Here is a 12,826-nt window from a genome sequence, read left to right as displayed (position 1 = left end):
TGAGGCGGCCCTTGAGGCGGAAGCCGATCACTTCCGGGATCACCATCGCCACCGGCTGCCCAAGCATCGCGGCTTCGGCTTCGATACCGCCGACGCCCCAGCCGAGAACGGCGAGGCCGTTGACCATGGTCGTGTGGCTGTCGGTGCCGACGAGCGTGTCCGGATAGGCCATCGTCTCGCCGTTGGCGGTGGCGGCGGTCCACACCGTCTGCGCCAGATACTCGAGGTTCACCTGATGGCAGATGCCGGTGCCCGGCGGCACGACGCGGAAGTTCGCGAACGCATCCTGGCCCCACTTGAGGAAAACATAGCGCTCGCCGTTGCGCTCGTACTCGAGCTCGACGTTGCGGCCGAAGGCGTCCGGAGTGCCGAACGCGTCAACGACAACGGAATGGTCGATGACGAGATCGACCGGAACCAGCGGGTTGATCTTCTTGGCGTCGCCGCCGAGCGTCAGCATGCCGTCGCGCATGGCGGCAAGATCGACAACGGCGGGGACGCCGGTGAAGTCCTGCATCAGGACGCGCGCGGGGCGAAAGCCGATCTCCTTCTCCGCCTTGCCCGTGTTGTCCAGCCACTCCTGCACCGCGACGATGTCGGCCTTGGTGACGGAGCGTCCGTCCTCGTGGCGCAGCAGGTTCTCGAGCAGAACCTTCATCGAATAGGGGAGCTTCGAGATGCCGGCGAGACCATTCCGCTCGGCGTCCGGCAACGAGTAGTAGACGTACGTCCTGTCGTCGATAGTGAGCGTCCTCTTGCAGTTGAAACTGTCCAGAGAGGCCGGCGCAGACGTAATGGTCGTGGGAGCGCTCACGTTTCTTCTCCTCGAAGGATTTGTTGGACGCAAGAGTGCATGGAACGCATTGCGCCGACATGACTACGCCCGCACAACCCAGAGCGGGCCAGGGCGTATTTTTGCAGTAGTAAACTCTGAAGCAAGCCAATTATATAGGCAGCGAAAGTCGAGAGTCAGCACCGTCGTGCTTGTAAATCTTGCAGACTCGACTTTTGTCGCAGCTCAACGCGCACAGCGCCGCCACCGGTCGATCGCTTGCTTCATCTTCATGCCGACAATCTCTCCGTCGAGCGCGGGACGCGAACCGTCATCTCAGGCTTGTCGTTTGCGGCAAAGGCCGGAGAGCCGCTGCTCGTCGTAGGCCCCAACGGCGCCGGCAAGACGACGCTGATCCGCACTATCGCCGGGTTCATCAAGCCGTCGGCGGGAACGATCGCGCTTAAAGGCGATGTCGGAGATCGGGATATCGGCGAGCGCTGCCACTACGTTGGGCACCTCACCGGCATCAAAGCGAATCTGTCGGCGGCGGAGAACCTCGCCTTCTGGGCGACGTTCCTCGACGGCGGAACGCACGACGCGATTCGCGACCGGGTGGAGGAGGCGCTTTCCCTGTTCGGGCTCGGCGCGCTTGCCGACTATCCCGCGGGGCTGCTTTCGGCCGGACAGAAGCGGCGGCTCGGGCTCGCGCGCCTCAGCGTCGCCGGCCGGCCGATCTGGCTGCTCGACGAGCCGACCGTCTCGCTCGACGCCGCCTCGACCGAGCTCCTCGCGCGTCTCATCGAGGAGCATCTCGTGGGAGGCGGCCTCGTCATCGCGGCCACGCACCTGCCGCTGGGACTCGAGGAGCCGGTCTATCTGCGGCTCGGTGCGCAAGCTGCCGCCGATCCCTCGGCCGAGGAGGAGCAGCCGTGAGCGCCTTTCTCGCCCTCTTGAAGCGCGACCTCACGCTCGCGGTGCGCGAGGGAGCGGCGCTCGGCACGGCGCTCGGCTTCTATCTCGTCGTGGTCGCGATGCTGCCGCTCGGGCTAGGGCCAGACCTCAAGCTGCTCTCGCGCATCGCGCCCGGGATCCTGTGGATCGCGCTCCTGCTCGCGGCGCTGCTGTCGCTGGCCCGCCTGTTCGAGGCCGACCATGAGGACGGCTCGCTCGAGGTGATGGCTACGGCGCCGCTGCCGCTCGAGCTGGCGGTAGCGGCCAAGGCGCTCGCGCACTGGATCTCGACCGGCATCCCGCTTGCGCTCATGGCGCCGGTGATCGGGCTCATGCTCAACCTCGACATTGCCCTCACGCCGGCGCTGATCGCGACCATGCTGGCCGGCACCCCCGCCATCAGCTTCCTCGGCAGCGTGGGGGCGGCGCTGACGCTCAACGCGCGCCGGGGGGGCCTGCTGCTCGCGCTCCTGGTGCTGCCGCTCTACATCCCAACGCTGATTTTTGGCATTTCCGCCATAGGGTTCGCGGGCGTCGCCCAGCACGGGTTCGGCGCCTCGTTCCTTATTTTGCTCGCCATTTCCGTGGCCTCGATGGCGGCCGCCCCGGTGGCCGCGGCGGCCGCGCTCCGCCTTCAGATGTCCTAACGATAGGGTTATGCGTCAATTGCAGCGCCCCGCCGAAACCCTTAGATGAACCCCATGCAGACCCTGACCCAGCGCCTCGCCAACCCGACCCGCTTCATGGAGCTCTCGCGTGCCGTCCTGCCGTGGGTGGCGGCGGGCGCGGCCCTGTTCATCGGCTATGCGATGTACCTCGTGTTCTTCGTGGCGCCGCCCGACTACCAGCAGGGCGAGACGGTCAAGATCATGTACATCCACGTGCCGTCGGCGTGGCTCGCCATGATGGGCTACGCCATTGTCGCCCTCTCGAGCTTCGGGCTCCTCGTGTTCCGCCATCCACTGGCCGACGTGTCGGCCAAGGCGGCGGCGCCGATCGGCGCGGCGTTCACGCTGGCCGCGCTCATCACCGGGTCGCTGTGGGGGAAGCCTATGTGGGGCACCTACTGGGTGTGGGACGCGCGGCTGACCTCGGTGCTGATCCTGTTCTTCCTCTATCTCGGACTGATCGCGCTGCGCTCCTCGCTCGAGGACGAGTCGCTCGCGGGCAAGCTCACCGCGGTGCTAGCGCTGGTCGGCGTCGCCATCCTGCCGATCATCAAGTTCTCGGTCGACTGGTGGAACACGCTGCACCAGCCCTCGACCGGCTTCACCTCGACGGTCGATCCCTCGATGCGCACGCCGCTCTTGATCTCGGCCGTCGGCTTCACGCTCCTGTTCATCGCGCTCCATCTCAAGGGCATGCAGAACGAGATCCTGAGACGGCGCGTCAAGGCGCTGCGTCTCGCGGAGGTCGCGCGGGGCGATCGGCTCGCCTCGGCGGGCGCGGAATAGGCCCATGAACCTCGGACCGCACGCCGCCTTCATCTGGGCGTCCTACGGCGCCTTCGTCGTGATCATCGTCCTGCTGATCGGCTGGACGCTCTTCGACGGCCGGCGCCAGGCGAGGGCGCTGGCGGACGCAGACCGGCGCGGGCTCAGACGCCGCTCGGCCGACACCACGCACGAGCGGGACGGCAAATGAGCGAAACCGTGGGGCCTTCGAGCTCGGGCGCTGGGCGCCACAGGTGGGCCATCGCCCCGCTCCTCATCTTCGCTGCCATCGCGGCTCTGTTCGCCTTCGCGCTGACCTCGGGCGATCCCTCCAAGCTGCCGTCGGCGCTCATCGGCCGTCCCGTGCCGCAGACGGTGTTTCCGCCGCTCGAGGGGCTTACCGACAAGGGCCAGCCGGTGCCCGGCTTCGCAGCCACTGATCTCGCCAGGGGCCGCGTGTCGGTCGTGAACTTCTGGGCCTCGTGGTGCGTGCCTTGCATCGAGGAGCACCCGCTACTCATCGCGCTCCGGGAGCGGTCCGGCGTCGAGATCTACGGCGTCAACTACAAGGACCAGCCCGAGGCCGGGCGGCGCTTCCTCGGCCGCTACGGCAACCCGTTCACGGCGGTCGGGGTCGACCGTGCGGGTCGCAACGCCATCGAGTGGGGCGTCTATGGCATGCCGGAGACGTTCGTGATCGATGGGCAGGGGCGCATCGCCTACAAGCACGTGGGGCCGATCTCGAAGGAGAGCCTGGAGAAGACGCTGCTCCCCGCCATCGCCGCCGCGCAGAAGACGGCTCAGAAATAATAAGCGGATTGCCTTGGCCCCTGGATCCCGGCTCTCGCGGTTTGCGCCGCTCGGCCGGGATGACAGGAGGAAGGCGCGTCACGTGTCATTCCGGCCAAGCGCCGACACGGTAGCGACGGTGCGCAGAGCCGGGCCCAGGGCAGCGGGCGCTACAGCGGGAAAAACTCGCCGCGGGAGTGGTTGAGGACGCTCAGCGTGCCGGTCGCGATCTCGAAGTAAGCGCCGTGCAGCGAGAGGCGACCCTTGTCCTCCTCCTTCTTCACGAAGGGAAAGGTGCGAAGGTTCCTGATCGAGTTCTTGATGCCTTCCAGCTCGAGAAGCTTCAGCTTGTCGGCCGCGGGCGCCATCTGGTGGGCGGCCAGCACGTGCAGGCGGGCCTCGTCCAGCATCGACATCCAGCGCGAGATGAACATCGCCTCGGTCTGAATGGCGGCGCTCTGGTCGAGCGCGGCCTTGATGCCGCCGCAGCCCGAATGGCCCATCACGACCAAGTGCTTCACGCGCAGGTTCATGACCGCGAACTCGATGGCGGTCGAGACGCCGTGGTACTTGCCGCCCGTCTCGTAGGGCGGCACTAGGTTGGCCACGTTGCGCACAACGAACATCTCTCCCGGCATGGCCGTGAAGATGGTTTCCGGGTCGACGCGGCTGTCGCAGCAGGAGATGACCATCACCTCGGGATCCTGGCCGTAGGTGGCCAGCTCCTCGTAATGGTCGGCGTTGGGGACGAAATGACGGTGCTTGAAGCGGCGGAAGCGGTCGGTCAGTTTCTCTGGAAAGCTTGACATGCGTGTCGGCCCAATTGGAGGAGCTTCTGGTCATGCTGGGGAGCGCCGGACGCCGGTCTCAATGCGCCGCCGCGGAAAAGGTTTCTATCCCAAGCCGGCTTTGGCGTCAGGGCGCAATCGTCGCATTCCCCCCCTCTCGGACGGCCGGCCGGTGCCTTCGAGGCGGCACAGCCCGATACCGCCCAGTCGGGTGGTTGCGGCCCCCCGGGACTGCCGGTATCGTCCGCGCGATTGGGGAAGAGCCGTAGACATCACGGCATATCAAGAGGGGCGCGGGCCGGCATCCAAGGCTGGGCGCGGTAATTCATGACATCTCAGCCATCGACGTCCTCCTACGGCCGGGACCTGCTTGCCTCCGTCGTCGTTTTCCTCGTGGCGCTGCCGCTCTGCATGGGCATCGCCATCGCCTCGGGCCTGCCGCCGACGGCGGGCATCATCACCGGCATCATCGGCGGGATCGTCGTCGGGTTCATCGCCGGCTCGCCGCTGCAAGTGAGCGGACCGGCGGCCGGCCTCACCGTGCTCGTGCTGCAACTCGTGCAGCAGCACGGCATCGAGATGCTCGGCGTCATCGTGCTGTTTGCCGGCCTGCTGCAGCTCGCCGCCGGCATCTTCAAGCTCGGGCAGTGGTTCCGCGCCGTCTCGCCGGCGGTCATCCACGGCATGCTGGTCGGCATCGGCATCCTGATCCTGGTCTCGCAGTTCCACGTCATGCTCGACCAGAAGCCGATCGGCACCGGCATCGAGAACCTCGTCGGCATCCCCGGCGCCCTGTGGAGCGCCGTCAGCACCGGGGACGTGCATTTCACGGCCGGCATGGTCGGGCTTTTGACCATCGTTACCATCTTTGGCTGGGGGAGCTTTGCGCCGAAGTCGCTCAAGGTCATCCCGGCGCCGCTGGTCGGCGTCGTGGTCGGCATGATCGCAGCGGCCGTGCTGCACCTCGACGCGATCAAATATGTCGAGGTGCCTGACAACATCTGGTCGGTGACCATCTTCCCGACGCCCGAGCGGCTGATGCGGATCCTCGAGCCGGCTATCCTCATCGGCGCGATCTCGATCGCGTTCATCGCCAGCGCCGAGACACTGCTGTGCGCCACGGCCGTCGACCAGATGCACAGCGGGCCGCGCACGAAGTACGACCAGGAGCTAACCGCGCAGGGCGTCGGCAACTCGATCTGCGGCCTGCTCGGCGTGCTGCCCATGACGGGCGTCATCGTGCGCTCCTCCGCCAACGTGGAGGCGGGCGCGGTCAGCCGCAACTCGGCGATCTTCCACGGCGTGTGGCTGCTGGTGTTCGCGAGCCTCCTGCCGTTCACGCTGCGCTACGTGCCGGTCTCCACGCTCGCCGCGGTGCTGGTCTATACGGGCTACAAGCTCGCCTATCCCAAGATCGTGCCGGCGCTGCTCAAGTTCGGCAAGGGGGAGGTGGCGATCTTCGCCGTCACGGTGGTGACCATCGTGCTCACCGACCTGCTCAAGGGCGTGGTGCTCGGCCTCGTGCTATCGCTCATCAAGCTGCTCTACGCCTTCTCGCACCTCGTGATCCGCAAGGTAGAGAAGCCCGAGGAGCGGCGCACCGACCTCTATCTCACCGGCTCGGCGACGCTGATCCGGCTGCCGACGCTGGCAAGCACGCTGGAGGGCCTCAAGCCGAACACGCACGTGCACGTGCACATCGACGAGCTCGACTATATCGACCACGCGTGCATCGACCTGCTGACGAGCTGGGACCGGCAGCACAAGGCGAGCGGCGGGTCGCTCGAGATCGAGTGGGAAGGGCTTACTGAGAAATACAAGAAGCGCAGCTCCGCCTCCTTCCGCGCGGCCAAGGAGGCGGCACGGAACGGCACCGGCCCGGTCGGGGTGTAGTTCTGCGGCCAATCCGCCATTCTAGCTCATGCGGCCGATCGGAAGCGGCGGCCGCTTGGCGAGGCGAAGGATCGCGAAGCCCAGCAGAGCCGACAGCAGGGAGCCCGAGAGCACGCCGATGCGGATGTCGGCGGCATGCTGGGGCTCGGGGAACGCCAGCATGCCGATGAACAAGCTCATCGTGAACCCGATGCCCGCCAGCACACTCACGCCGAAAATCTGAACGCGGGAGCTGCCTTCGGGATGTGAGCCAAGCCCGAGTGCGATGGCGGTCGACGTGAAGGTGAACACACCGATGGCCTTGCCGATTAGGAGGCCCAGCGCGATCCCAAGCGGAATCGGACTCAACAAACCTTCCAGCGTCAGCCCCGCCAGCGAGACGCCCGCGTTGGCGAAGGCAAATGCCGGCAGCACTCCGAACGTGACCCACGGATGCAGGCTGTCCTGCAGCTTGGCCGCCATCGTATCGAATTGATCGCCGTTGCCGTTGCCTACCGGCAGCAGCGGCACGGCGAACGCAGCCACGACGCCGGCCAGCGTCGCATGCACGCCCGACTGAAGCACGCACAGCCACACGAAGGCTCCCACCAGCACGTAGGCCGCCGTGCGCGTCACGCCGCGCCGGTTGAGGATGAACAGCCCGATGACGCCAATCCCCGCCAGGGCCAGTGCCGCGAGCGACAGCTTCGACGTGTAGAAAACGGCAATGATGAGGATTGCGCCGAGGTCGTCGATGATGGCCAGCGCCAGGAGAAAGATCTTGAGGGAGGACGGAATGCGCGGGCCGAGCAGCGCCAGGATGCCGATGGCGAACGCGATGTCGGTTGCGGTCGGAACGGCCCAGCCCCGCAGCGCGTGCGCGTCGCCCCAGTTGATCCAGGTGTAGATGATCGCCGGTACGATCATTCCACCCAAGGCGCCGATCATGGGCAACGAGGCTTGTCGGACCGTCGACAGCTCGCCCTCGACCAGCTCGCGCTTGATCTCGAGGCCGACGTAAAAAAAGAAGACAACCATCAAGCCGTCGTTGATCCAATGCAGCAGGTTCTTGTCGAGCCCCCATTCGCCCACGCGAACCGACACGTGCGTGTCGAGCAAGGCGCCGTAAAGCGGGGCAAGGGCGGAGTTGGCGAGGATCAACGCAGCAACCGCAGCAACAAGAAGTGCGACACCACCGGACGCCTCATGGTGCTGGATGAAATTCATTGCGTCGCGCAGCCGTCGCCTGGCCATTCCAAATGATCCTTGTCCGAAGTCCCTCGCGTTTCTCCTGCGGCTAAACGCTAGCGCCGTCAATCGTTTGTGGACTCGACCGACGTCATGGCGAGCGGCGGAGCCTCGTGCCACGCGGTGGGGCCCCAGAGCTGCAGCTCGTCCTCCCCCGCGCTCAAGGCGATGGTGCGCGCGACAGCGCCTGCCGCAAAGGCGGCGCTCGTCGCCGGATCCTCACCGTGGAGCAAGTGCGCCGTGAACAGCGCGGCCAGCAGATCGCCGGTGCCGTGGGGCGCGCGGCTTTCGCGCGGGACGGTGCAGTGAACCGCCCGATCGCGCGTCACGACGATGTTTCCCAGCCGGTTGCCGTCGAGGGGAATCGAGCTCGCCAGCACCACCGGCACCGGCAGAGCGCGTGCCGCGTCGACGACATCGGCCGGCGTCTCCACCGGGCGACCGGAAAGGAACGCCAGCTCGAACCGGTTCGGCTTCACGTGCGTGGCGCGCGGGAGGAGACGGTCGCGGACCGCCTCGGCGACGCCTTGCGGGACGTAGAGGCCGCCGGGGTGGTCGCCCAGCACCGGATCGCAGACGAACAGTGCGTCAGGGCGCTGCGTGTGGAGGCGGGCGACCAGCGTCTCCACGATGCGGACGTGATCCGGGCTCGGCAGATAGCCGGTCAGCACGGCATCCACGTCGGGCAGCCAGCCGTTGGCGTCCAGCGCCTCGATGATGGCGGACAAGGTCTCGGGGGCGACCGGGCTGCCCGTGGCGCGCGCATGGCCGAGATGGTTCGACAACAGGGTGGTCGGGCAGGCGATCGCCTCGTGGCCCATGCGGTCGAGCGAGGGCAGGATGGCGCGCAGCCCGACCGTGCCCCGCGCCACGAACGACGAAACAGCGATGACGGTGGCCATGGCTCCTTTCAGCCCTCCGGGCAGGCGGGTCCCTCTCCTGGAAGCCGTGATAGCCGCTTGCGTTCCAGCACGTAAGGAAAACGTCGAGATAGACATAGGTCCCGTTGGAGTCCCACGCCGGATTGGACTAGCTTTTGCATTGCAGCATTCCACCCCGACGCACCATGCGAGCACGACAAGAGGCGATCCATGGCCCCCATCCGCCCCCGACGCAGCGTTCTCTACATGCCCGGCGCAAACGATCGCGCGCTCGAAAAGGCGCGCTCGTTGCCAGCCGATGCGGTGATCCTGGATCTCGAGGACTCCGTCGCGCCCGATGCCAAGGTGGAAGCGCGCAACAAGGTGGTGGCCGCCGTGCGCGAGGGCGGATACGGCCGGCGTGAGGTGGTCATCCGGCCCAACGCCCTCGAGACCGCGTGGGGAACATCGGACATTCTCGCCGCCGCCTCCGCCGCACCGGATGCCATCCTGGTGCCCAAGGTCCAGCATCCCGGCGACATCATCACCGCGGCCAAGATCCTGAAATCCGTCAATGCGCCGGACAAGACCAAGCTGTGGGCGATGATGGAGACACCGCAGTCCATTCTCCACGCCGCGGAGGTCGCGGCCGTCGGCGCCGATCCCGAGAACCGGCTCGTCTGCCTCGTCATGGGCACCAACGACCTTCTCAAGGAGAGCCGGGCACGGGCGCTGCACGATCGTATGGCCGTGGTGCCGTGGCTCGCCATGGCGGTGGTGGCAGCACGGGCATACGGCCTCGACATCATCGACGGCGTCTACAACGACTTCAAGGACGAGGCGGGCTTTCGCAAGGAGTGCGAGCACGGGCGCACGCTCGGCATGGACGGCAAGACGCTGATCCACCCCTCGCAGGTGATGCCGTGCAACGAGATCTTCTCGCCATCGGACGAGGAGGTCGCCTGGTCCAAGAAGATCATGCGCGCCTTCGACGAGCCCGAGAACGCACACAAAGGCGTCATCACGGTCGACGGCAAGATGGTCGAGCGCCTGCACCTCGTGCAGGCGCAACGCACCGTTGCCATCACCAACTCGGTAAAGGAGATCGAGGATTGGTTCTAATAGGCTCTTCCTCCCCTTGAGGGGGGAGGAAGAAGGGGTCGGATGTTTTCATGCCCACGCGGCGGCCGGGCGGAATCGCGCACTCGCGTCCGGCGGCCAAAAATGCCATAGGACGGCCCTGGCCTGAACTGGGAGACCGACGAGAGCGATGACCAAGACCAATCCCGGCACCTTCTTCGAAGACTACCGCGTCGGGCAAATCCTGCAGCACGCCACGCCGCGCACGCTAACCGAGGGCGACGTGGCGCTCTACATGAGCCTCTACGGCCCGCGTTTCGCCGTCCAATCCTCGGACACCTTCGCCCGCGCCATCGGATACCCGCGCTCGCCAGTCGACGATCTCCTGCTGTTCCATGTGGTGTTCGGCAAGACCGTGCCCGACGTCTCGCTCAATGCCATCGCCAACCTCGGCTACGCGGGCGGACGCTTCCTAAAGCCCGCCTATCCCGGCGATACGCTCTCGACCGTCTCCGAGGTCATCGGCCTCAAGGAGAACTCCAACCGCGAGACGGGGACGGTCTACGTGCGCTCGACGGGGCGGAACCAGAAGGGCGAGGTGGTGCTCGAGTACACACGCTGGGTCATGGTACGCAAGCGCGACAAGGCTTCGCCTGCACCCGAGGCCGTGGTGCCGGAGCTTCCCGACCGCGTCGATCCCAAGGACATCGGCGGCGCCGTGCCGACGCTCGACATCGCGGCCTACAATTACGCGGAGGCGGGAGCGCCGTACCGCTGGGGCGACTACGAGGTCGGAGAGAGGATCGACCACGTCGACGGCATGACGCTCGAGGAGGCCGAGCACCAGATCGCGACGCGCCTCTACCAGAACACCGCGAAGGTGCACTTCAACCAGCACACCGAGGCGAAGGGGCGCTTCGGCAAGCGCATCGTCTATGGCGGCGTCACCATCTCGCTCGCCCGCGCGCTCTCCTTCAACGGCCTGAACAACGCCTTTCACATCGCCGCCATCAACGGCGGCCGGCACGTGGCGCCGCTGTTCGCGGGCGATACCGTCTACGCGTGGTCGGAGGTGCTGGAGAAGGCGGAGCTTCCGGGGCGCACCGACGTCGGCGCGCTCAGGACACGCCTCGTCGCCGTCAAGAACCAGGACGCGAGCACCTTCCCCTTCAAGACGGATGGCGGCGCGTATGCGGACGGCGTGATCCTCGACCTCGACATCTGGGTCGTGCTTCCGCGCTGATCCGCTGGCCGCGACACGTTCTAACCTGAGTCCGGCAATCGTCATTCGACAACGACGCACGCGCCATTTGGCGAATTGCTCCCATGGAGTCCGCGCGCTACAACGCAAAAGGGCATCCCGACGGCGTTCGTCGTCGCTGGCTGTACTGTTCAGGGAAACGAGGGTCAATGGCCGAGGCCAATGCGAAGCGGGGCTCGACGGCGGCACGTCCGCTTTCGCCGCACCTGCAAGTCTACAGTCTGGAAGTGAACATGGTGATGTCGATCCTGCATCGCATCACCGGCGCGGCGCTCTACGTGGGTACGGTGCTGGTGGCGTGGGTGCTGGTCGCCGCCGCCAGCGGACCGGATGCCTTCGCCTATGTCACAGGGCTGCTCGGAACCTGGCCGGGGCTGTTCGTCCTGTTCGGCTATACCTGGGCGCTGCTTCATCATCTTGTCGGCGGCGTCCGGCATTTTCTCTGGGACACGGGCCGTGGCTATGACATCGCCTCGATAGATCTCTTGTCGTGGGCCACGCTCGGGGTATCCGTCGGGCTCACGCTTTTGATCTGGGGCTACGTGCTGCTCTCGGCCGGAGGCGTGGACCTATGAGCATGCGCACGCCGCTCAAGGAGGTTCGCCGGCTCGGCTCGGCGAAGGAAGGCGCCGATCATTTCTGGCTGCAGCGGCTGACGGGCGCCTCCAACCTGATACTGGTCGTCTTCCTGATTGGCCTCACGGTCAGCCTCGTCGGCGCGGATCATGCGACCGTCAAGGCCACCATCGCCCATCCGCTGGTGGCGCTGCTCTTGATCCTGTTTCTCGTCTCCGCCGCGATCCACATGCGCATCGGCATGCAGGTCATCATCGAGGACTACGTGCACGGCGAAGGCGCGAAGATCGTGCTCCTGATGCTCAACACGTTCTTTGCCATCGCCGTCGCCGCGGCGGGTGGCCTCTCCGTCCTCAAGCTTTCGTTCGGAGGCTAGCGCTCAGATGGCTGCCAAGACCAACGGCAAAGGTCCTGTCGCCGCGCCGGCCATCAACGGCCAGGCGTATCCCACGCATGACCACACCTATGACGTGGTCGTCGTCGGCGCCGGCGGCGCGGGCTTGCGCGCCACTCTCGGCGCGGCGGAAGCCGGCCTCAAGACGGCCTGCATCACGAAGGTGTTCCCGACGCGCTCGCACACGGTCGCCGCGCAGGGGGGCGTCGCCGCCTCGCTCGGCAACATGGGTCCCGACAACTGGCGCTGGCACATGTACGATACCGTCAAGGGCTCGGACTGGCTCGGCGACCAGGACGCCATCGAGTATCTGTGCCGGCACGCGCCCGACGCCGTCTACGAGCTCGAGCACTACGGTGTGCCGTTCTCGCGCACCGAGGACGGAAAGATCTACCAGCGTCCGTTCGGCGGCATGACCACGGAGTTCGGCTCTGGCCCGCCGGCGCAGCGCACGTGCGCGGCTGCCGACCGCACGGGCCATGCGATGCTGCATACGCTCTACGGCCAGTCGCTGCGCTATTCGGCCGAGTTCTTCATCGAGTACTTCGCGCTCGACCTCCTGATGGATGAGGAGGGTGCGTGCCGCGGCGTCATCGCGCTCTCGATGGAGGACGGCACCATCCACCGCTTCCGCGCCAAGCGCACGATCCTGGCGACGGGCGGTTACGGGCGCACGTACTTCTCATGCACGTCGGCGCACACCTGCACGGGCGACGGCAACGCCATGGTGCTGCGCGCCGGCCTGCCGCTGCAGGACATGGAGTTCGTGCAGTTCCATCCGACCGGCATCTACGGCGCG

The 12,826-nt window shown here is 66.5% G+C and carries 15 protein-coding genes; 11 read left to right on the top strand and 4 right to left on the bottom strand.

Features of this window, described 5'->3' with window-relative positions; all coding sequences use genetic code 11:
* Positions 1-814, bottom strand: an 814-nt coding sequence (locus IT540_RS15890; RefSeq protein WP_291180072.1) for an aconitase family protein, incomplete at its 3' end; no start/stop codon positions are given.
* A gap of 237 nt (positions 815-1,051) precedes the next feature.
* Between IT540_RS15890 and ccmA the strand changes: the two genes are divergently transcribed.
* Genes ccmA through IT540_RS15865 form a run of 5 tightly spaced genes read left to right on the top strand, consistent with a single transcriptional unit; the run spans position 1,052 to position 3,969 of the window.
* Positions 1,052-1,708: a heme ABC exporter ATP-binding protein CcmA gene (ccmA, locus tag IT540_RS15885; protein ID WP_291180070.1), complete on the top strand. Its 657-nt coding sequence runs from the start codon at positions 1,052-1,054 to the stop codon at positions 1,706-1,708.
* A complete protein-coding gene (gene ccmB / locus IT540_RS15880; RefSeq protein ID WP_291180067.1) occupies positions 1,705-2,373 on the top strand; it encodes a heme exporter protein CcmB in 669 nt (222 codons plus the stop codon). Before ccmA ends, ccmB begins: the two co-directional genes overlap by 4 nt.
* A 54-nt stretch (positions 2,374-2,427) precedes the next feature.
* Positions 2,428-3,180 carry a heme ABC transporter permease gene (locus IT540_RS15875; RefSeq protein WP_291180064.1) on the top strand — a complete coding sequence of 251 codons (753 nt, stop codon included), beginning with the start codon at positions 2,428-2,430 and terminating at the stop codon, positions 3,178-3,180.
* Positions 3,181-3,184: 4 nt separating this feature from the next.
* Positions 3,185-3,370, top strand: coding sequence for a heme exporter protein CcmD (gene ccmD / locus IT540_RS15870; protein ID WP_291180061.1), 186 nt, complete (start codon positions 3,185-3,187; stop codon positions 3,368-3,370).
* Complete coding sequence (locus IT540_RS15865) at positions 3,367-3,969, top strand: DsbE family thiol:disulfide interchange protein (RefSeq protein ID WP_291180058.1); 603 nt, start codon at positions 3,367-3,369, stop codon at positions 3,967-3,969. Before ccmD ends, IT540_RS15865 begins: the two co-directional genes overlap by 4 nt.
* A gap of 149 nt (positions 3,970-4,118) precedes the next feature.
* Here the strand turns inward: IT540_RS15865 and IT540_RS15860 are convergent, their stop codons facing one another.
* On the bottom strand, positions 4,119-4,757 hold the full coding sequence (locus tag IT540_RS15860) for a carbonic anhydrase (RefSeq protein ID WP_291180055.1): 639 nt from the start codon (positions 4,755-4,757) through the stop codon (positions 4,119-4,121).
* Positions 4,758-5,063: 306 nt separating this feature from the next.
* Between IT540_RS15860 and IT540_RS15855 the strand changes: the two genes are divergently transcribed.
* Entirely contained in the window at positions 5,064-6,629 is a 1,566-nt protein-coding gene (locus IT540_RS15855; protein ID WP_291180053.1) for a SulP family inorganic anion transporter, read from the top strand.
* 21 nt (positions 6,630-6,650) lie between these two features.
* Here IT540_RS15855 and nhaA read toward each other — a convergent pair whose 3' ends face one another.
* Positions 6,651-7,862, bottom strand: coding sequence for a Na+/H+ antiporter NhaA (nhaA, locus tag IT540_RS15850; RefSeq protein WP_291180050.1), 1,212 nt, complete (start codon positions 7,860-7,862; stop codon positions 6,651-6,653).
* 59 nt (positions 7,863-7,921) lie between these two features.
* A complete protein-coding gene (pdxY, locus tag IT540_RS15845) occupies positions 7,922-8,758 on the bottom strand; it encodes a pyridoxal kinase (RefSeq protein WP_291180047.1) in 837 nt (278 codons plus the stop codon).
* A 189-nt stretch (positions 8,759-8,947) separates the two neighbouring features.
* Here pdxY and IT540_RS15840 point away from each other — a divergent pair, with 189 nt between their 5' ends.
* From IT540_RS15840 to IT540_RS15820, 5 genes are all read left to right on the top strand, one after another.
* Positions 8,948-9,838: a CoA ester lyase gene (locus IT540_RS15840; protein WP_291180044.1), complete on the top strand. Its 891-nt coding sequence runs from the start codon at positions 8,948-8,950 to the stop codon at positions 9,836-9,838.
* A 148-nt stretch (positions 9,839-9,986) separates the two neighbouring features.
* The gene (locus tag IT540_RS15835; RefSeq protein ID WP_291180042.1) at positions 9,987-11,039 is read left to right on the top strand and encodes a MaoC family dehydratase; all 1,053 of its coding nucleotides are present in this window, start codon (positions 9,987-9,989) and stop codon (positions 11,037-11,039) included.
* Between the two features lie 167 nt (positions 11,040-11,206).
* Complete coding sequence (gene sdhC / locus IT540_RS15830) at positions 11,207-11,632, top strand: succinate dehydrogenase, cytochrome b556 subunit (protein ID WP_291180039.1); 426 nt, start codon at positions 11,207-11,209, stop codon at positions 11,630-11,632.
* Positions 11,629-12,009 (top strand): succinate dehydrogenase, hydrophobic membrane anchor protein, encoded by a 381-nt coding sequence (sdhD, locus tag IT540_RS15825; protein ID WP_291180036.1) that lies wholly within the window; start codon positions 11,629-11,631, stop codon positions 12,007-12,009. The genes sdhC and sdhD overlap by 4 nt, the downstream gene beginning before the upstream one ends.
* 7 nt (positions 12,010-12,016) lie before the next feature.
* On the top strand, positions 12,017-12,826 hold an 810-nt coding region (locus tag IT540_RS15820; protein ID WP_291180032.1), incomplete at its 3' end, for an FAD-binding protein.

The sequence above is a fragment of the Hyphomicrobium sp. genome (genome assembly GCF_020852195.1).
Taxonomy (GTDB): Bacteria; Pseudomonadota; Alphaproteobacteria; order Rhizobiales; family Hyphomicrobiaceae; genus Hyphomicrobium_C.
This window is presented reverse-complemented; position numbering and strand designations above follow the sequence as displayed.